General features: G+C 64.9%; 21 protein-coding genes. 8 read left to right on the plus strand and 13 right to left on the minus strand.

Annotation, left to right across the window (positions count from 1 at the left end):
• Positions 1–9: 9 nt before the first annotated feature.
• The 6 genes from tnpB to WG899_RS16730 form a co-directional block, all read right to left on the minus strand.
• Positions 10–342 carry an IS66 family insertion sequence element accessory protein TnpB gene (tnpB, locus tag WG899_RS16705; protein WP_339596783.1) on the minus strand — a complete coding sequence of 111 codons (333 nt, stop codon included), beginning with the start codon at positions 340–342 and terminating at the stop codon, positions 10–12.
• On the minus strand, positions 339–686 hold the full coding sequence (gene tnpA / locus WG899_RS16710) for an IS66-like element accessory protein TnpA (protein WP_339596784.1): 348 nt from the start codon (positions 684–686) through the stop codon (positions 339–341). Before tnpA ends, tnpB begins: the two co-directional genes overlap by 4 nt.
• Positions 687–739: 53 nt before the next feature.
• Entirely contained in the window at positions 740–871 is a 132-nt protein-coding gene (locus WG899_RS16715; protein WP_339596785.1) for a hypothetical protein, read from the minus strand.
• 135 nt (positions 872–1,006) lie between these two features.
• Positions 1,007–1,996 carry an FAD-binding oxidoreductase gene (locus WG899_RS16720; protein ID WP_339596786.1) on the minus strand — a complete coding sequence of 330 codons (990 nt, stop codon included), beginning with the start codon at positions 1,994–1,996 and terminating at the stop codon, positions 1,007–1,009.
• Positions 1,997–2,017: 21 nt separating this feature from the next.
• Positions 2,018–2,389 carry a group I truncated hemoglobin gene (locus WG899_RS16725; protein WP_339596787.1) on the minus strand — a complete coding sequence of 124 codons (372 nt, stop codon included), beginning with the start codon at positions 2,387–2,389 and terminating at the stop codon, positions 2,018–2,020.
• 281 nt (positions 2,390–2,670) lie between these two features.
• Positions 2,671–2,973, minus strand: coding sequence for a hypothetical protein (locus WG899_RS16730; protein ID WP_339596788.1), 303 nt, complete (start codon positions 2,971–2,973; stop codon positions 2,671–2,673).
• A gap of 315 nt (positions 2,974–3,288) precedes the next feature.
• Between WG899_RS16730 and WG899_RS16735 the strand changes: the two genes are divergently transcribed.
• The 7 genes from WG899_RS16735 (at position 3,289) to WG899_RS16765 (ending at position 9,482) form a co-directional block, all read left to right on the plus strand.
• A complete protein-coding gene (locus WG899_RS16735) occupies positions 3,289–3,594 on the plus strand; it encodes a DUF2249 domain-containing protein (RefSeq protein WP_339596789.1) in 306 nt (101 codons plus the stop codon).
• 34 nt (positions 3,595–3,628) lie between these two features.
• Positions 3,629–4,837, plus strand: a complete 1,209-nt coding sequence (locus WG899_RS16740) for an NnrS family protein (RefSeq protein ID WP_339596790.1) — start codon at positions 3,629–3,631, stop codon at positions 4,835–4,837.
• Between the two features lie 79 nt (positions 4,838–4,916).
• Positions 4,917–5,417 carry an RrF2 family transcriptional regulator gene (locus tag WG899_RS16745; RefSeq protein WP_339596791.1) on the plus strand — a complete coding sequence of 167 codons (501 nt, stop codon included), beginning with the start codon at positions 4,917–4,919 and terminating at the stop codon, positions 5,415–5,417.
• Complete coding sequence (gene ccoG, locus WG899_RS16750) at positions 5,404–6,840, plus strand: cytochrome c oxidase accessory protein CcoG (protein ID WP_339596792.1); 1,437 nt, start codon at positions 5,404–5,406, stop codon at positions 6,838–6,840. Before WG899_RS16745 ends, ccoG begins: the two co-directional genes overlap by 14 nt.
• 2 nt (positions 6,841–6,842) lie before the next feature.
• Positions 6,843–8,039, plus strand: coding sequence for an NnrS family protein (locus WG899_RS16755; protein WP_339596793.1), 1,197 nt, complete (start codon positions 6,843–6,845; stop codon positions 8,037–8,039).
• A 37-nt stretch (positions 8,040–8,076) separates the two neighbouring features.
• On the plus strand, positions 8,077–8,409 hold the full coding sequence (locus tag WG899_RS16760) for a metal-sulfur cluster assembly factor (RefSeq protein ID WP_339596794.1): 333 nt from the start codon (positions 8,077–8,079) through the stop codon (positions 8,407–8,409).
• The gene (locus tag WG899_RS16765) at positions 8,406–9,482 is read left to right on the plus strand and encodes a DUF8744 domain-containing protein (RefSeq protein ID WP_339596795.1); all 1,077 of its coding nucleotides are present in this window, start codon (positions 8,406–8,408) and stop codon (positions 9,480–9,482) included. The genes WG899_RS16760 and WG899_RS16765 overlap by 4 nt, the downstream gene beginning before the upstream one ends.
• Here the strand turns inward: WG899_RS16765 and WG899_RS16770 are convergent.
• From WG899_RS16770 to WG899_RS16785, 4 genes are all read right to left on the minus strand, one after another.
• Positions 9,479–10,288: a Crp/Fnr family transcriptional regulator gene (locus tag WG899_RS16770; protein ID WP_339596796.1), complete on the minus strand. Its 810-nt coding sequence runs from the start codon at positions 10,286–10,288 to the stop codon at positions 9,479–9,481. The two genes, WG899_RS16765 and WG899_RS16770, sit on opposite strands and share 4 nt — an antisense overlap.
• Before the next feature lie 237 nt (positions 10,289–10,525).
• The gene (locus WG899_RS16775) at positions 10,526–11,248 is read right to left on the minus strand and encodes an anaerobic ribonucleoside-triphosphate reductase activating protein (protein ID WP_339596797.1); all 723 of its coding nucleotides are present in this window, start codon (positions 11,246–11,248) and stop codon (positions 10,526–10,528) included.
• Positions 11,245–11,472 carry an anaerobic ribonucleoside-triphosphate reductase gene (gene nrdD / locus WG899_RS16780; RefSeq protein ID WP_339596798.1) on the minus strand — a complete coding sequence of 76 codons (228 nt, stop codon included), beginning with the start codon at positions 11,470–11,472 and terminating at the stop codon, positions 11,245–11,247. Before nrdD ends, WG899_RS16775 begins: the two co-directional genes overlap by 4 nt.
• A 16-nt stretch (positions 11,473–11,488) precedes the next feature.
• Positions 11,489–13,543, minus strand: coding sequence for a ribonucleoside triphosphate reductase (locus tag WG899_RS16785; protein ID WP_339596799.1), 2,055 nt, complete (start codon positions 13,541–13,543; stop codon positions 11,489–11,491).
• A 185-nt stretch (positions 13,544–13,728) separates the two neighbouring features.
• Here WG899_RS16785 and WG899_RS16790 point away from each other — a divergent pair, with 185 nt between their 5' ends.
• Positions 13,729–14,169, plus strand: coding sequence for a putative zinc-binding protein (locus WG899_RS16790; protein ID WP_339596800.1), 441 nt, complete (start codon positions 13,729–13,731; stop codon positions 14,167–14,169).
• 52 nt (positions 14,170–14,221) lie between these two features.
• On the opposite strand, the gene ipdC is transcribed toward WG899_RS16790, so the two are convergent.
• Genes ipdC through WG899_RS16805 form a run of 3 tightly spaced genes read right to left on the minus strand, consistent with a single transcriptional unit; the run spans position 14,222 to position 17,372 of the window.
• The gene (gene ipdC, locus WG899_RS16795) at positions 14,222–15,886 is read right to left on the minus strand and encodes an indolepyruvate/phenylpyruvate decarboxylase (protein WP_339596801.1); all 1,665 of its coding nucleotides are present in this window, start codon (positions 15,884–15,886) and stop codon (positions 14,222–14,224) included.
• Between the two features lie 48 nt (positions 15,887–15,934).
• Positions 15,935–16,408 carry a ubiquinone anaerobic biosynthesis accessory factor UbiT gene (gene ubiT / locus WG899_RS16800; RefSeq protein WP_339596802.1) on the minus strand — a complete coding sequence of 158 codons (474 nt, stop codon included), beginning with the start codon at positions 16,406–16,408 and terminating at the stop codon, positions 15,935–15,937.
• Positions 16,401–17,372, minus strand: coding sequence for a U32 family peptidase (locus tag WG899_RS16805; RefSeq protein WP_339596803.1), 972 nt, complete (start codon positions 17,370–17,372; stop codon positions 16,401–16,403). Before WG899_RS16805 ends, ubiT begins: the two co-directional genes overlap by 8 nt.
• Between the last annotated feature and the right edge of the window lie 16 nt (positions 17,373–17,388).

A 17,388-nucleotide genomic window follows, 5' to 3' on the forward strand; every position in this document is an offset into this window, starting at 1 on the left:
GCAATTGCACTACAGCACGCGGATGATCCCAGCCTCGCCCATCATCTGCCAAGGCAGGCCCAGCACCAAGGCATCCAGTTGCACGCGACTCAGACTCAGCATACCTTCCACGTTATGGGGCCAGACAAACTTGCCCCGGTTGAGGCGCCGGGCGGCCAACCAGACGCCGACGCCATCGTGCACCAGCACCTTCATGCGATTGGCACGGGCGTTGGCGAAGAGGTAGGCCGTGTGGGGGTGGGCGGCGCCGAAGACCTTCACCACGCGCGCCAATGCAGTCTCGGTGCCGGCCCGCATGTCCATCGGCTCGACGGCCATCCACACAGCGTCGATGCGGATCAACGCAGCAACTCTCGTGTCCAGACGGCGAACTCGGCTGCGGCCGATGTTGGCCAATTTATCGTCATGGCAATGGCGCCTCTGCGCAGCTCGACCCGAATGTCGCCACTGACAGCGGACGCCGGCGGAGAGGCAAGCGACACCGGAATGAACCCGCTTGAATTCGAGGGAACCGACGGACTGGCTTCACGCTGTAGTTGGCGCCAGCCATGCACGATGTTGGCGTTGATGCCGTGCGACATCGCCACCCTGGCCACAGAGGCTCCTGCCTCATTGCATTCGGCCACGACCCGGGCCTTGAGCTCAGCGCTGTATTGCCGCCGTCTAACGATCTTCTCTGTTGCCATCATGTCCATCTATTGCTAAGTGGACGTGATCCTTACAGACCGGACGGGCTCATTCAAGATGGGTTCACCAGACGCATACAACCATCGGACAGGCTGAGCGCCTGCTGTATCAGCTCGCGGGCCTGCGCTTCGGCCACATCGAGGTCGGCGTGCAACCAGCGGGCCTCGGCCTTCAGCAAGAGCAAGCCCAGACATTAGCGGGCGGCCTGCGGCCATTGGGACGGCGAAGCCTGCAGCTTGGCAAGCGGCACCGCGCCCGCCACGGCAGCCTCAAGCTTGGCAAAGTCATCACCGACTAAAAAACTCCATCACTGATTTTCTCAGTGGCGAGCGAGCCGCCGCAGGTCCTTGTTCTCGAACGGATCGGCGTAAATATCCTGCATCGCGGCACCATGCAGATAAGCCATTTTCTTGGCGCTGTTGACCATCTCCGGCGCGCCGCACAAAAAGACCCGGAAGCCGCTCAACTCGGGATGGCCGCGCAGCGCGATGTCGAGCGCGCGGCCGCTTTCGCAAGGCTGCCGTGCGGCCTCGCCGGAAACACAAAAGTGGACCCGAAAATTGTCATACCTTGCGGCCAAGTCCAACAGCTGGGCTTGGCAATAAAGGCCGGCCGCTGCGCTGCTGCCATGGTAAAGCTCAATCGGCCCCTGGTGGCCGCTCGACAAGGCGCTTCGGGCGATACCCAGCAGCGGCGCCACGCCGGTGCCGGTACCTATCATCAGCAAGGGCTGCTGCGACCGGCCGGGCAGATAGAAGCAGTTGCCATTGGGGCCGGCGATCTCGATGTTCACCCCGACTTGCAAGCCATCGGCCAACCACTGTGACATCTCCCCGCCCTGGCGCCGCTGCACATGCAGCTCCACATAAGGGTCAAGCGCCGGCACGCTGGCGATCGAGTAGCTGCGTACCAGCCCATCGTGGCGACGCAAATTCAAAAATTGCCCGGCCTGATGCGGCAGCGCCAACGAGGGCTGCAGGCGGATACATTGCACGTTCGCGCTGAGCGCTTCACTGTAGCTGACGCGGGCCGGCTGAAACAGCTCGCTGCTTTGCGGCAGGGCCAGGTTCAGCGCTTGTTCGGCCGGGCATTGGCAGGCCATGAAAAAACCCTGTTGGCGCAAGGTGTCGCGCAGGCCTTGCTGCGCTTCGGCGAGGCCGGGAACGTCATCCAGACTGCGCAACAAGCAGGCCTGGCAGACCCCGCGCCGGCAGGCATGAGGCAGCTCGACACCATGACGCAGCAAGGTGTCGAGGACTTTTTCTCCCGCGGCGACGGCGTACTCGACGCCGTCAAGACGCAAGGCCATGACCATCTGGCTCCGCGCCCTTCAGCGCCCGAGCACGTCGTTGCGCGTGCTGCCGGCCAGCGCCATCACCTGCGCGGTCAGCTCGGGCGCCACACCAAGCTGCTCCAGCGTGGCCTGCAAATGACCGGCCACCGCATCGAAATGCGCATCGTTGAGGCCGCGCTGCACCAGCGGCGCATGGGCAGTTCGCATGTCCTTGCCCGTATAGTCAGTGGGACCGCCAAAAACCATTGTCAGGAAGGCCTTTTGCTTGGCCCTTTGCTTTTCCATATCGACCGACTCAAAGTAGGCCGAGATGCTGGCATCCATCAGCACCTTGCGGTAGAAAATATCCACCGCAGCATCCACTGCCGCCGCACCGCCGAGTTTTTCAAACAAAGTCGCATCGCTCATTGAGGTCTCCTGTCATGTCATCCAAGCGGCCAAGCGGCCAAGCGGCCAAGCGGCCAAGCGGCCAAGCGGCCGGAGGTCAGCATAGCGGATCAAGCGGCGCCGGCGGGCACGAGAAGCGGCCGATTTACGGCGCTTTGGCAGCCTTGGCTCGGCTCGACAATTGGCCGACTTGCTGGTCCAGGCGCGACAAGTCGGTGGCCGGCGTTTGCCCCACTTTCAACTGAATTTCGCCGACATCGGCCAGCCTCAGACCGATTCGCTGTGCGCATAACGTGAGCGCGTCAAATCTTGTGTACCCGGCAATGCACCGATTTCGCTGGCCAGGCTTGCAAAGCCGCGCAGCAAGCCTGGATAACCAACTCTAAATCATCGACCCAAACAACGTTCGGCGGTTGTCCGTGTTTCACGGCGCTTTCGCACGCGCTAGCCTTGCTCGCCAAGGCCGCGGCGCCGAGCATGTCCGCCAGACCCTTCAAGTTTTGCAAGGCCATGCCGGCCTTAGCCAGACTCTCGGCACCGGCACGGCCCAGATATTCGCGCAGCTGATCCGGCAGCTCCGCATTGGCGCACGCAAACGAATCCACCATGCTCGGGTATGGGCACCGTGCCGGCGACCGTAAGCCGCCGTTTGTTGGCGCTGACGTCCAATTAAGCCACTTTTCGCACCACTGCCGACATTCCGTTGAGCCATGCAGACTGACTGATGGCCCTCATAGGCACTGAAGTATTGGTCACCAGAGACGGCTCACTCAAATGTCGGAGCGGTGGCTCAGTTCCTGGTCAGCGCCAACATGCTGGCCGACGCAAGTCTAGTTGAACATGCATTTTAAATATTGCTTTTAATTTTCGGTGTCGTCATAATAAGTTTCATATTAAATGCAACTTAAGGGAGCCCCTGCATGAACACCGTGACGAATGGCGCTTCGAGCGCTTCGAGCCCTGCCTGCACCGTCATTGATGTGCGCCTGATTCCGCCGCCACAACGCCACGGTTTGATCTTCAGCCAATTTGAAAGTCTGATCGTGGGGGCCGCCTTCGAGCTGCACAGTGACCATGAGCCGCTTCCGCTGCAGCAGCAGCTTCAGGCCCAGTGGCCCGGCCAGTTTGATTGGGAAACCCTGGAGGCCGGCCCGCAGCAGTGGCGCGTGCGCATAGCCCGGCGCGCGGCCGCCAAGAGCTGCTGCGGCTGCTGCGGCGCGAATTGATCAAGAAAATAGATAGACCGATTCGGAGCTGACGATGGCCAAGGTTTTCGTGCAATTGCAAGAGCCGCGGCGGCGGCGCGGGCCGGCGGGCCTGGCCCTTTGGGACCTGGGTTTTCGGCCCTTTTATCTGCTGGCGGCCGGCTTGGCTTTGCTGTCGGTGCCCTTGTGGGCCCTGCAATTCAGTGGCTTGCTGAGCAAGGTGGGCCTGCGCGGCGCCGCCTGGCACGCCCACGAAATGGTGTTTGGCTACGCCGTGGCCATCGTGATCGGCTTTCTTTTCACCGCTGGACGCAATTGGTCGGGGCAGCACACGCCCAGCGGACGGCCCTTGATGGCCTTGGCGGCGCTCTGGGTGCTGGCCCGTGTGCTGGTACTGACACCTTGGGTCTGGGCTTCGCTGCTCGCTAACATCGTCTTCGCTTGGTTGGCGGCCTGGGGGCTGTGGCGTGCGCTGGCCGCTGGTGATAACCGGCGCAATTACTTCTTCGTCGGACTGTTGCTGGCGATGGGTCTTGCCTCGGCCGCGCTGCACTTGACGCAGCTGGCTTGGCGGCCTTTGCCGAGCGCCTTGCTCAATGGCCTGGGCTTGCCTTTGGCGCTGGATGTGCTGCTTTTCATGATTGCCGTTATGGCAGGCCGTGTGCTGCCGATGTTCTCCAATAACGGCGTGCCTGGCATGAACGCACGCCGTGACCCGCGTGTGGAGCGCGCCGCGCTGGGCAGCGTGCTGCTCTTGGCCGCGTTCGATGCAGCGGGGCTGAGCGGTGCTGTGCTGTTGCTTGCCCTGCTGCCGGCGCTCCTCGCGCACAGCTGGCGCTTTGCCCTGTGGCAACCTTGGAAGACGCTGGGCAACCCCTTGGTCTGGGTCTTGCACGTGGCCTATGCCTGGCTGTTGATACATCTGGCCCTGCGCGCGGCGGCGGCATTGGATTGGCTGCCCGCGGCTGCGGCCACCCATGCGCTGACGGTGGGGCTGATCGGCCTGATGACGCTGGGCATGATCACGCGCACCGCGCTGGGTCACACGGGGCGCCCTTTGAGGGCCGGGCCAATTGAGAAAGCCGCCTATCTGGCCATGCTCGCGGCCGCCTTGCTGCGTGTGTTCTTGCCGCTGCTCGTGCCGGCCGCCTTGCTGCAAGCGGTGTGGCTGTCGGCGGCGCTCTGGGCCCTGGCCTTTGCCCTGTATTTGTGGCGTTACGGCCCGATACTGATGCGCCCGCGAACTGACGGCCTGCCGGGTTGAGTGCACGCGCCGAGGTCGGCTTGTGGCACAGACCTGCTTGCCATCATCCCGAACACTTGACGCCGCCTGAGGACTCACGATGCGCCTGACCACAATGACCGACTATGCGCTGCGCATGCTGATCTATCTCGGTCAGCGCCCGGAGCGGCTTTGCACCACAGCCGAAATCGCCCAGGCCTACGGTATTTCCGAAGCCCATCTGACCAAGATTACCCATCAGCTGGGTCTGGGTGGCTGGACCACCACGGTGCGCGGCAAGGGAGGTGGCATGCGGCTGGCCCTGGCACCAGACGAGCTGATGCTAGGCGACTTGGTGCGCGCGATCGAGCCTGACTTTTATCTGGTGGAGTGCCTCGGCAGCGGCAATGCTTGCGGCCTCACAGGACGCTGTCGGCTCACCGGCATCTTCAACGACGCCTTGGCCGCATTTCTTGAACAACTCGACCGCTACAGCTTGGCAGACCTGCTCAGTCCTCCCCAGATGGTGCCGCCGGGGCTGGCCGCGAGCCTGCCCGTGCTGGGCCTGCCCGGGCCTGCCGCAGCTGGCCGACTTACACTCAAGCCTCATGACCCGTTTTGAACATCCCGCCGCACCCGGTGGCGGCACAGCCCAGCGAGTGATTCCGCTTTACGTCGCCGAGGCCAAGGTCTATCCGCGCTCGGTCAGCGGGCGCTTTGCCAACTGGCGCTGGCTGATGGTGGCGCTGACGCAGCTGTTCTTTTATGGCATGCCCTGGCTGCAGTGGAACGGCCGCCAAGCGCTGTTGTTCGATCTGGAAGCAGGGCGCTTTTATGTGCTGGGCCTGGTGCTCTACCCGCAGGACTTCATCTACCTGGCCGCCTTGCTGGTGCTCAGCGCTCTGGCGCTGTTCTTCTTCACCGCCGTGGCCGGGCGCCTGTGGTGTGGCTACAGCTGCCCGCAGACCGTCTACACCGAGCTGTTTCTTTGGATTGAGCGCCATACCGAGGGCGACCGTCAGGCCCGCATGCGCCTGGACCGGGCGCCCTGGAACGCGTCGAAGCTGGCGCGCAAATCGGCCAAGCATGGCGGCTGGCTGGCCCTGTCCTTGTTGACCGGTTTCAGCTTTGTGGGCTACTTCGTGCCGATTCGCGAAATGAGTCAACAAGTGTTCGACTGGCAATTGACCGCCTGGCCCAGCTTCTGGATCTTGTTTTACGCCGGTGCCACCTATGGCAATGCGGGCTTTCTGCGCGAGCAGATGTGCAAATACATTTGCCCGTACGCGCGCTTCCAGGGTGCGCTGATCGATGCCGATTCCTTGATCATCAGCTACGACGCCGCCCGCGGCGAGCCGCGTGGCGCGCGGTCGCGCAAGGGGGGCGATTTGTTGGCCGGACAGTCCGCAGATTGCGTGGACTGCAGCTTGTGCGTACAGGTCTGCCCGACCGGTATCGACATCCGCGAGGGCTTGCAAAACGAGTGCATCGGTTGCGCCGCCTGCATCGACGTGTGCGACCAGGTGATGGACAAGGTCGGCTCGCCACGCGGCCTGATCCGCTATGCCACCGAGAACGGCATCACCCATCACTGGAAGCGCTCGCAGATGTTGGCCCGGGTGCTGCGCCCGCGTGTCTTGCTGTACGGCGCGGCCCTGCTGCTGCTCAGCGCTGGTTTCGCCTTCAGCTTGCAGCAACGCAGCGACTTGCTGATCGATGTGGTCAAGGACCGCAACACCATGGCTAGGCAGGTCGAGGACGGTCTGATCGAGAACGTCTACCGACTGCAGTTGATCAACCGCACCGAGAGGCCGCTGCGCCTGAGCCTGCAGGCCGTTGGCCTGCCTGGCCTGGCCTTGCTGGCCAAGGGCGGCTCCGAACTGCGGCTGGCACCGGCCGCTATCGGCGCGCTACCGGTACAGCTGCGCCTGCCGCCACAGGCCGACCATCAGCCGGGCATCCATACGGTGTACTTTGTGGCGGAAGATCTGGACCACCCAGGCAGCCGCTTCCGCAGCAAGGCGGTGTTCTACGTGCCGCGCTGATGATGAGCCCGCATCGCCCGCTGTTTGCCGCCGCAGCGGCGCTGTGGCTGTTCAGTGCACTTTGGTGGGTCGCGCAGTTGTTGCCCTTGCACTTGCAGCATTCACCCGGCCTGCTGTCGGCCTCGACCCTGCATGGTTGGCTGATGAGCCTGGGCTTCATGCCCTTGTTCATCGCCGGCTTTGCCCTCACCAGCCTGCCGCGCTGGCTGGACCAGGGGCCGGTCGATGGTCGGCGGCTGCGTCTGCCTGCCGCCATGGTCGTGCTGGCTTGGCTGAGCCTGCTGCTGGCCGATGCGCACAGCTGGCGCGGCCTGGCCAGCCTGGCTGCTGCTCTGCCGGGCCTGCTGTTGTTGGGCCTTGCCTTGGGGCTGCTGCGCCGCTGCGCCCGCCCCGGCGCGCGTCACTCGCTGCATGCCTGGGGCATCGCCGCCGGCCTTACCTGGATAGGCTTGTGCCAACTGCTGGCGGCGCTGGCCTTGCTGATCAATCAGCCGCTAGGGCTGCAGGTCGCGCACCGCCTCGGTTTGTGGCTGGGTGTTGGCGCGATCTTTTTGCTGGCTATGCAGCGGTTGACGCCCTTTGTGCATGAGCAGGGCAAGCGCGCGCCAGGCTTGCTGACAGGCCTGCTGCTGAGCCTGCTGCTGCGTTGCGGACTGGACCTGGCTGCGTTGTTCGCCTGGCCGTTGCCCGCACCGGTCCGCCTGCTGGCGGCAGGCGCGCTGGCCTTGCTCGCCGCCCTGGTTTTTCGTGATGCGCTGCGGCCCGAACTGGCCGCAGCGCGGCGCACCCCGCTGGTCGCTCAGCTCTATATGGGCTACCTCTGGCTGGGCCTGAGCTTGCTACTGGAAGCGCTGGCGCAACTGGCAGCGTGGGCGGGCCGACCGGGTCTGCTGGGCATGGCTGCGCTACATGCGCTGAGTCTCGGGTTTATGGGCACGACGCTCTTGGCCATGGTCAGCCGTGTCAGTGCCGTACAGCATGGGCGCAGCGTAGCCGTCGATGCGGGCTTGTGGCTGATGCAGGCCTTGTTGCAATTGTTGACGCTGGGTCGCTTGGCCGCAGCGCTGGCTGTTTCGGCTGGGCTGCAGGCCTTGACTCCGGTGGTGCAGGCCGCCGCACTCGGCTTCGCGCTGCTGGCCCTGGCCTGGGCGCTGCGGTATGGGCCTTGGCTCTTGCTCGGGCGCGGGCGGGCCAAATGATGTTCTTGATGAAGACGCAAACAAGGAGTGACTCCTGATGACTGATGATCCACAAGCGCTGCGCGAGCAACTGCTGCATGCGCTGCGCGGCGTGGCCGATCCCGAGATCGGCGAGAACATCGTCGACCTCGGCTTGGTCGAGTCGCTTGTGCTGGGGCCGCAACTGGCCTCGCTGCTGCTGATCCCGACCAGCGCCACCTGCCCGATGGCCGACCAGATCATGGACGAGGCCGGCTGCGCGATCGAACGCCTGCTGCCTCAGGATTGGCGTGTCGAGGTCGATATGGACTGGTCCATTGTCTGGACGCCTCAGCGCATGGCCCCCGCCCTGCGCGCCCGATTGGGCTGGGTCGACGGGCCGTTGCCGTGAGGGCGCGGCAGCCTCAGGCCCTGCCACGGTATTGGCTGCTGCTTTGCCTGCTGCTGGCTTTGTCGAATCTGCTGGCTGGTCTGTTCGGCGGCCTGCAACGCCTCGGCACCATCAGCACCGATCTGGGGGGGCAAGCCCTGGGGGGCCATGGCGTTTTCATGATGGCAGGCTTCTTCGCCAGCTTGATCAGCCTGGAGCGCGCGGTGGCTCTGCGCCGGGGCGTCTGGGTACCGCTGTGCTCAGGCGCGGCAGGCCTGCTGGCCGCGCTGGGTCTGTGGACTTGGGCGGCCTGGGCTTGGGTGCTGGCGGCCCTGGGGCTGCTCGGCCTGTATCTGTGGGCGGCGCGTTATCGTGCGGTCTCGTTGCCGCTCGCCGTCGAGGCCAGCGGGGCCGTCGCCCTGCTGTGGGCGGCGCTGGCTTTTGCCTTGGGTGAGGCGGGCCAAGCGCGCTGGGGCTGGAGCTTGTTCCTGGTGCTGACTATTGTGGGTGAGCGGCGCGAGTTGATGCGTTTGCGCCCGCTGCCGCATTGGGCCGCGCAGGTTTTTCTGTGGGCCTGGGGCCTGTTGCTTGGCGTGGCCCTGTTGATGGGGCCGCAACCCGAGTTGGCGGCCCGCCTGGGCTGGTCGGTGCTCGGTTTGCTGGCTCTGTGGCTCTTGCGCTTCGACCTGGCCAGGCTGCAATGGCGCATGCCCGGCTGGGCGGGTCATACGGCGATCTGCCTGTTGTTGGGCTATGTCTGGCTGCTGGCAGCGGCGCTGGCGGGCCTGCTGGGCCAGGGGCATGCCGGCGGTGTGGCTTGGCATTTGCTGTGGCTGGGCTTTGTCTTCGCCATGGTGTTCGGCCATGCCCCGCTGATGTTGCCGGCCTTGGCTGGCCTGTCGCCGCGTCACAGCCGCTGGGCACTGCTGCCCTTGGGCGTGATGGGGCTCAGCTTGCTGCTGCGCACGCTGGCGTGGCTGAGCGGTCACCCGGGCCTGCTGAGCCTGGCCGGCGTCGGCCATGCGCTGTCCTTGCTGCTGTTCGGCTTAACCATGGTGTGGCTGGTCAAAACGGGAGCAAATCGACGCTCCTAGACCTGCGCGCCTTGGCGCGCGCCCAGCGCAGCCAGTCGCTCGGGCGCAAGAAAACGCAGCTCACGATGGTGCATTTCAATCAGGCCTTGCTGCTGGAACTGACGCAAGGTCCGCGACAAGGTTTCCGGGGTCACGCCCAATTGGGCCGCCAGATCGCGTTTGAGCAGGCCCAGATTCAGGCAGTCGCCCTCGCCCTTGAGTTTGAGTTGCTTCAACAACCACTCAGCCAGACGGGTAGGGAAGTCCTGCGTGCTCATGGCTTGGCGCGATGCCATCGCCTCGCAGGCCATGTGCCCCAGGCTGTCGGTGAGCAGGGTCAGCAGCAGCGGATGGACTAGGCATAGGCTCAGCACCGCGCGTGCCGGGAATTCATGCGCCAGCACCGGCGTTATCGCCAAGGCGGTTTCAGGGTAGGGGGCGCGTGGCCAGGCACTGGCAAGGTCTATCCATTGCCCGCCCTGTAAAGATCGCCCCTGTCGCCAGGTGTTTTTGGCATCTCGCCGTCCCAGGCTCAACTTGCCGCGCACCAGCAGCCACAGGCTGGCGTCTGCATTGCCGACGCCGTCCTTGAACAGCAGTCCGCGTTGGCGGATACGGTGGCTGCGGCCTAAAAATGCCATAGCGTGCAGCGCGTCGCCATCATCGGCCAAACCTGGCCAAGCCTGCTGCAAGGCCTGTGCCAGCGAGGCCGGAGCGAAAGTCCTGGAAAGCGGCGATACACCGCCCTTGTCCAGGTCCAGATTCAAGTGGGTCGGCAGGCCTTGAACTGAACTTGGCTTGGGCTGCGTTTGGGTGCTTGGGGTCATGCGTAATGTCTCCTAGAGACTGAGCCAGGGCAGCGTCGATGCCGCTTGTGCGGACCGGCGCGCGAGGGGCAAGCGCCCCGATGTTTCGCGAGCGCCTAGTTGACCACCGATGGCAGGTGCAAGGCCTTGAACAGGGACAAGAAGGGCCCGTGCTGCTAGCCTTTTGGCGGTTCCAAATTGCCGGGTTTTCGTTTGTTTGATTCACGTCAAAAAATGTGACCAGGGTCAAGCCGCCATTCAGCTGCGGCGCAAGGCCAGGCCAGGCAAAGCTTTTTTGAGCTCGGCCAGCAGTGCCGCAGCCGGGTAGTTATCTGCCACCGGCGGCAGCGGCCTTGCGCAGCCCTCGGGCCGGGCGATCTGCAGCGCCCAGTGCGGGATGCCGGCGCGCTGGAGCTGAGTCGCCATCGCTTGCAGTGCCGTGTCATCGTGCAGCAGCGGATGCACGGTGCTACGGCACTCGAAGGCGATGCCTGCCCCGCTCAACAGCGTCAGGCTGGCCCGCACGGCCGCAGCGGCACGCTGGGCGGCTGCGGCGCTGCGCAGGCCGGTAATTCGGCCCAACAGCGCCGCGTCGTCCAGCGGCGCCTTGATGTCCAAACCGACCCAGTCCAGCAGAGGCAGCAGTGGTGGCAGACGCTGTGGCAGCATGCCGGCCGTGTGCAGGCCGATCTTGAAGCCGAGCGCCCTGGTGTCGGCCAGCGCCTGAGGCAGCGCCGGGTCGAGCGTCGCCTCGCCGCCGCTGAAGACCACGGCGTCCAGCAAGCCGATGCGGCGCTGCAACCAGGCGAGCAAGTCCGGCCAGCTCAGACCTGCGGCGCTGCGCCGCTGCATATCGGGGTTATGGCAATAGCCGCAGCGCCACGGGCAGCCGGCGATGAAGACCACGGCCGCGAGCTGGCCGGGGTAGTCCACGCTGCTGAACGGGGTCAGGCCGGCCACGCCCAGCGCTGCAGGGCTCACCGGCAAAGCGTCAGTGGCACCCGCGGCTGACCGGCTTGCCCCAGTTCGCCTTCCTGAAAATGCAAGCGCTGCTGGAACTCGCCCTGCTTGCCAGTATTGAAGGAGGCGACGGGGCGGTGGTAGCCCATCACGCGGGTCCAGACTTCGCATCGCTGGCGTTCGTCTTCGCGCAGCAGGGGCTGGCCGTCGATCGGGCTTGGCTTGAGTCGGGTGAGCTTGTTCATGCTTGAGGTCTTTCTTTCAGTGAGTAGGGACAGGGGAAGCTGATTCCAAGGGCTTGGCGCTCTGACTCTTGCGCGCCAGCGCCTCGGCATCGCAGCGCGGGCAGAACTCGTGTTTGCCGCTCAAATAGCCATGCGTGGGGCAGATCGAGAAGGTCGGCGTGATGGTGATGTAAGGCAGCTTGAAGCGCGAGAGCGAGCGCCGCACCAGCTCACGGCAGGCGCTAGCGCTGCTCAGCGCCTCGTTCATATACAGATGCAGCACGGTGCCGCCGGTGTATTTGCGCTGCAGCTCGTCTTGGCGCTCCAGCGCCTCGAATGGGTCGTCGGTGAAGCCGACCGGCAGCTGCGAGCTGTTGGTGTAGTAGGGCTGCTCCAGCGTGCCGGCCTGCAGGATGGCGGGGTAGCGTTTTTTGTCTTCCTTGGCGAAGCGGTAGGTCGTGCCTTCAGCCGGCGTGGCCTCCAGGTTGTAGAGGTGGCCGGTCTGTTCCTGGAACTCGACCATGCGCGCGCGCACATGGTCGAGCAGGCGCAGCGCCAGCGCGTGGCCGGCGGGCGTGGTGATGTCGTCCGCGTCGGCGCTGAAGTTGCGGATCATCTCGTTGATGCCGTTCACGCCCAGCGTCGAGAAATGGTTGCGCAAGGTGCCCAGATAGCGCTTGGTGTAGGGGAACAATCCCTCGTCGATCAGGCGCTGGATCAGCTTGCGCTTGATCTCCAGGCTGTCGCGGCCCAAGTCCAGCAACTGATCCAGCCGGGCCAGCAGGCCGGCCTCGTCACCGGCATGCAGATGGCCCAAGCGAGCGCAGTTGATGGTGACAACGCCCAGCGAGCCGGTCTGCTCGGCCGAGCCGAACAGGCCGTTGCCACGCTTGAGCAGCTCGCGCAGGTCCAGCTGCAGGCGGCAGCACATCGAGCGCACCATATTCGGGGTCAGCTCGGAGTTGAGAAAGTTCTGGAAGTAGGGCAGGCCGTAACGCGCGGTCATCTCGAACAATGCCTCGGCATTGGCGCTGTGCCAGTCGAAATCCTTGGTGATGTTGTAGGTCGGAATCGGGAAGGTGAAGGCCCGGCCCTTGGCGTCGCCGGCCATCATCACGTCGATATAGGCGCGGTTGATCAGGTCCATCTCGGCCTGCAGCTCGCCGTAGCAAAAGCCCATCTCGCGCCCGGCGATCTGCGGCACCTGCTCGCGCAGATCATCCGGGCAGGTCCAGTCGAAGGTCAGGTTGGTGAAAGGCGTCTGCGTGCCCCAGCGCGACGGCACATTGAGGTTGTAGACCAGCTCCTGCATGCACTGGCGAACCTGCGCGTAGCCGAGGCCGTCTTTGCGCACATAGGGCGCCAGATAGGTGTCGAAGCTGCTGAAGGCCTGGGCACCGGCCCATTCGTTTTGCAGCGTGCCGAGGAAGTTGACGATCTGGCCGACCGCGCTGGACAGGTGCTGGGGTGGGCCCGACTCGACCTTGCCGGCGACGCCGTTGAGCCCCTCGTTCAGCAGCGTGCGCAGCGACCAGCCGGCGCAGTAGCCGCTCAGCATGTCGAGGTCATGGATGTGCAAGTCGGCCGCGCGGTGGGCCTGGCCGACCTCAGGCGGGTAGACCTGGTCCAACCAGTAATTGGCCACCACCTTGCCCGAGACGTTGAGGATCAGGCCACCCAGACTCCAACCCTGGTTGGCATTGGCCTTGATGCGCCAATCGCGCTGCTGCAGGTACTCGTCCATGGTGTCTTGCACATCGACCAGGGTCTGGCGTGCGCCGCGCAATTTGGCGTGCTGCTCGCGGTAGACCACATAGCCGCGCAAGGTGCTGCGTAGGCCGGCCTCGAACAAGGCCTGCTCGACGGCGTCCTGGATCTGCTCCACATTCAGCGCTGCCTGAACTGCGTCAGCTGGTTGTGCGGCCAAGGCGGCACACTGCGCCCACAGCTTGGGCAGCACCGCCTGCTCGCACAAGCGCTGAGCGGCGGGCAGATCCAACTCGGCGCTGGCGGCCCCGGCAGCGGCCAAGGCCTGCGCGATCTTGCTCGCATCGAAGGCCACCAGGCGGCCGCAGCGTTTGCTGATTTGCATGAACGAAAACTCCATATTTAGTGTTGTGCGGCAGAATATTCACTAGCGGCAGTGTCTGCAAGCAATAGCTGGCGGCGCTGAGCAAAGCTTGACCCAACCCAATGAGCTGGGTCAAGCGAGCCCGCGGGCGCTGCCCTTGATGTCGCTCAAAACCAAGGCCCTTGGCATTGGGCAAGATGGCGGACATGACTGCTGATGCCGCTATTTTTGTCACTGAGCCTGCCCAAAGTGCCAGCGCTAACGCTGCAACTCAACTGCCCCTGGTCTACAGCTGTTCGGGCTGCTCTGATGCAGCACAGCTGGCCAACCATCTGGCGGTGCGCCTGGACCGCGCCGGCGTGGCGGAGATGTCATGCATCGCCGGCGTCGGTGGCGGCGTGCCAAATCTGGTGCGCAAGGCGCGTGAGGCCGCCGCGACGGGGCGACCCATCATCGCGCTGGACGGCTGTGTGCTGGCCTGCTGCCGAGCCTGCCTGGGTCAGCAGCAAATTGAGCCCAGCCGCCATGTCCGCCTGCACGAGATGGGTGTGCGTAAGCGCTACCACATGGCCTTCGATGCCGAACAGGCGGATCGCTTGTTTGCCGAATTGGCAAGCGAGTTGACGGCGCAAGTCGAGGTCTCTTGAGGCCAAGAAAATGCAGGCGCCGCGCGCCGCGAGCCGCGCCTGCGGACTGGTGTCAGTCCGCGGTCTTGCCCGCTACATCCGGCATCGACAATCGTTTGACGGCCGCCACGAAGCGGCGCAAGGTGGGCGAAATTGCGCCCGGTGCCAGCCGAATATCCAAGAGCTGGAAGCGCCCGCGCTCGGCATGAGCAAGTGCCAAGGCCTGCACCAGTTCGGCGATGGTGTCCACCCGATAGCCCTTGCCGCCCATCCCGGCCGCCATGGACGCAAAGTCCCATTCGCCGCGGTCATGGAAGTGGCTCTCGGGTTGAAAGGTACGCAGCATCTCCCAGCTGGCGTTGTTGAACAGCAAGACGATAGGGTCACAGTTCAAAGCCCGGGCATTGCCAAGCTCCCACCCTGTCATCTGAAACGCACCGTCGCCGACCAGCACCAAGGGCCGACACCCGGTGGCCACCTGCAGGCCCAGACCGGCCGGCACACCGTAGCCCATGGTGGCGTAGTAGCCGGGGGCCAGCAAATCGGTCGGCAGCAGATCCAGCGCGGTGAACAGGCAGTCGCCGACGTCGCAGGCCACCGGCATGGGACCGTGTAGCCGCATCAGTTGGTTGAGCGCGGCGGCAATGGCGGCGGGGCAGAGCGCCTGCTGCGCCTCGGCTGCCTGCAAGTCGCGCGGCTCCATTTCGGGAGGATTCGGGGCTTGCGCCGGCTGGTTGCGCTCGGGCGTGGGTGACAAGCGCGACAGCAAGGCCTTCACCAGGTCGGCGATCGGGATGCCCTGATAGACATGGTGCCCCATCTCGACCTGCCCCTGCCAGACTCGGATCGCGTGGCGGAAGTCGATGCGCTGGGACGATACGGCGAAATTGCTGTCACTGACAATCGCTCCCAGCAAGAGCAAGCCGTCTGAAGACTCCACCTGTTCGCTCAGCGCGGGATCGCCGGCCAGACCCAGATAGGTACCCAGCGTCGGGCAGTCGGTTTGGCTGAGCAGGCCTCGGCCCATCAGGGTCGTGGCCAAGGGGATGCCCAGACGGCGGGCCAACTCGGCGACCTTGTCTTCGATGCCGTAGCGCCTGATTTCGACGCCCACCAAGATAAAGGGGCGCTGAGCTCGGCGCAAGCGCTCCAAGAGTTCGTCGGCACAGGCCGCCAGGCGCTCTGGGTCCACCGCTTCAAGCGGCCAGCTTCCCACTGGGCCGCAGAGCTGCATCGGCATGTCACGCGGTATTTCTAGATAGACCGGCGCGGCGCGGCGCAGCGCCTGATCCAGAACCCGCGCAATCAACGCCGGGGCGGTGCGGACGTCGTCGAGCCGTGCCCGGTCGACCGTGACTTCTTCGAGCAAGCGCCATTGCGAATCGAGCGTCTTGACCTGATGGTGCAGCAGCAGCCCGCTGTTGGCCTCGTGCACGGCCGGCGCGCCGGACAGCAGCACCAGCGGCACCCGCTCGGCGTAGGCGGCCGCCATCGGGTTGATCATGTTCAGCGCACCCGCTCCATAGGTCACGGCCGCCACCCCCAGCCCTCCGCGCGCACGCGCAGCCGCATCGGCCGCGAAGCCCAGGCCGGGTTCGTGCGACAAGGTGTGCAGAGGCAAGACGGCGGCCTTTTCGATGGCACCGAACAAAGGCAGGGCGAAATCCCCAGGGATGCCGAAAATCTCGGTGGCACCTCGGGCCTTGAGGGCCAGCAGCAGTTGGTGGGTCAGGTTCATGGTGGCGTTTTGATGTCTCTCAAAGGGTCTGTTTGGGACGCTGCTGGCTCAGCGGCGTGCGCTCCACGGCGGCAGCTCGCTCAGTTCGGGCAAGAGCGGGCCGATGGCGTCCAGCGTGTTCTTCAGGATCAGCCCGTACTCGGTGTCGCCCTCCATCACCAGCGCACGTTCGAAAAACAGCCGATCGGCGTCGTCCTGGCCGCGCAGCAAGCGCCACAACGCAAAGCTGCTGGCGCGCAGCGTCACGGCGGGTGCGGCGCTGCGGCCGCGCACGACTTCGAAACCTTGTGGCCCCATACAAAGACGCAGGCGCAAGCCCGTCTCGACCAACTCCAGCTCGACGATGCGCCCTTGCAGAGCCAGGCGCTGACCGGCGTCCAGCTTGGGCCAGAGCAGCTTGTCCAGCGCACGGGCCGCGCACCAGGACGGCGGCTCGGTCGGCAAACGGCGCAGCAGATGGCGGGCTTGACTCAACCAGGAAGGCCGTGACGGCGGGCTCATATTGCTGGCGAACTCATGCATGTTCCAACTCCTGCATGCCCGGCTGGCGCCGGGCGAAACCATCGACCAAGGCACCCGGCAGCGGCAAGCTGCGCAAGTGTTGCAGCGCGACATGGGCTGCTTGGCCTTGGTTCAGAACGGCATCAAACTGCCGCACGACTTCGGCAAAGCCCTGGCTGCAGGGCGAAAGGCGCAGCCGGTCGACGCCAGCGGCGCGCATGGCCGGCGCCTGCCCGATCAAACATTGCAAATCGGCCGATTGCGTGCTGATGCCGTTGAGGGCCAGAAAGGGCTGTGCCTCGATGCTGCGCAGCAGCAGGCCGTCGGCATCGTCGCGGCAGCGGAACTCGCACTGGTCCTTGCTGAGCCGGTGGTGGCGAGCCGTGAAGCAGCGGGCCGAAAATGCCAGCGGCATGCGACCGAAACCGAAGACCTCGGTCTCGACGCGCCGCTCGGCACTTTGCTCGGCTCTTGGCTCGTGACTCGGCGGGTTGATCAAGGACAAGGCGTCAAGCGACAGCTCCAGCGCTGCCACCCAGGTGCTGATGTCCGCCCCCTCGCGCAAGGCCTCGCGCAAAGCGCCGCCGCTGTAGAGATTGAGATGCGGGCCCAGCACCAGCGGCCGACGGTCGGCAGGCGCTCGTTGGCTCCAGGCCTGCAGCGCGCTGGTGTCGCCGGCTTCGATACTGAATTCACTCTGTTCGACAATCCGGCGCACGCCGCGCAGTTCGGCCTCGCTCATCACCAAGGGCAGGGTGGCCAGACGTATGTGCTTGCCGCAAGCTTGCAGATCACGGCCCAGGTCCAGCCAATCGGCCAAGCTGAATTCATTGCGGCGCGAGCAGCAGACCTCGCCCAGCACCACGCAGTCGGCCGGCCCCTCGGCCAGCTCGGCGTAGAAGTTCAACATGTGCGCGCGCGGCCACCAATATTGGAGCGGCGCCACGGTCAGGCCGAGGCGGGGGGGATTCGGGCCAGTAGGCATCAATTTTGTCCTGTCA

Origin of the sequence: Paucibacter hankyongi, from assembly GCF_037482915.1 — a bacterium.
Classification (GTDB): Bacteria; Pseudomonadota; Gammaproteobacteria; order Burkholderiales; family Burkholderiaceae_C; genus Paucibacter_A; species Paucibacter_A hankyongi.

Bases quoted from the DNA above. Each gene is read 5' to 3' on its own strand.
- WG899_RS16760 (WP_339596794.1), top strand. From the start codon at position 8,077: ATGACTGATGATCCACAAGCGCTGCGCGAGCAACTGCTGCATGCGCTG.
- WG899_RS16745 (WP_339596791.1), top strand. From the start codon at position 4,917: ATGCGCCTGACCACAATGACCGACTATGCGCTGCGCATGCTGATCTAT.
- ipdC (WP_339596801.1), bottom strand. From the start codon at position 15,886: ATGAACCTGACCCACCAACTGCTGCTGGCCCTCAAGGCCCGAGGTGCC.
- WG899_RS16720 (WP_339596786.1), bottom strand. From the start codon at position 1,996: ATGGCCTTGCGTCTTGACGGCGTCGAGTACGCCGTCGCCGCGGGAGAA.
- WG899_RS16735 (WP_339596789.1), top strand. From the start codon at position 3,289: ATGAACACCGTGACGAATGGCGCTTCGAGCGCTTCGAGCCCTGCCTGC.
- WG899_RS16755 (WP_339596793.1), top strand. From the start codon at position 6,843: ATGAGCCCGCATCGCCCGCTGTTTGCCGCCGCAGCGGCGCTGTGGCTG.
- WG899_RS16740 (WP_339596790.1), top strand. From the start codon at position 3,629: ATGGCCAAGGTTTTCGTGCAATTGCAAGAGCCGCGGCGGCGGCGCGGG.
- WG899_RS16725 (WP_339596787.1), bottom strand. From the start codon at position 2,389: ATGAGCGATGCGACTTTGTTTGAAAAACTCGGCGGTGCGGCGGCAGTG.
- WG899_RS16770 (WP_339596796.1), bottom strand. From the start codon at position 10,288: ATGACCCCAAGCACCCAAACGCAGCCCAAGCCAAGTTCAGTTCAAGGC.
- ccoG (WP_339596792.1), top strand. From the start codon at position 5,404: ATGACCCGTTTTGAACATCCCGCCGCACCCGGTGGCGGCACAGCCCAG.
- WG899_RS16805 (WP_339596803.1), bottom strand. From the start codon at position 17,372: ATGCCTACTGGCCCGAATCCCCCCCGCCTCGGCCTGACCGTGGCGCCG.
- WG899_RS16785 (WP_339596799.1), bottom strand. From the start codon at position 13,543: ATGCAAATCAGCAAACGCTGCGGCCGCCTGGTGGCCTTCGATGCGAGC.
- ubiT (WP_339596802.1), bottom strand. From the start codon at position 16,408: ATGCATGAGTTCGCCAGCAATATGAGCCCGCCGTCACGGCCTTCCTGG.
- nrdD (WP_339596798.1), bottom strand. From the start codon at position 11,472: ATGAACAAGCTCACCCGACTCAAGCCAAGCCCGATCGACGGCCAGCCC.
- tnpA (WP_339596784.1), bottom strand. From the start codon at position 686: ATGGCAACAGAGAAGATCGTTAGACGGCGGCAATACAGCGCTGAGCTC.
- WG899_RS16790 (WP_339596800.1), top strand. From the start codon at position 13,729: ATGACTGCTGATGCCGCTATTTTTGTCACTGAGCCTGCCCAAAGTGCC.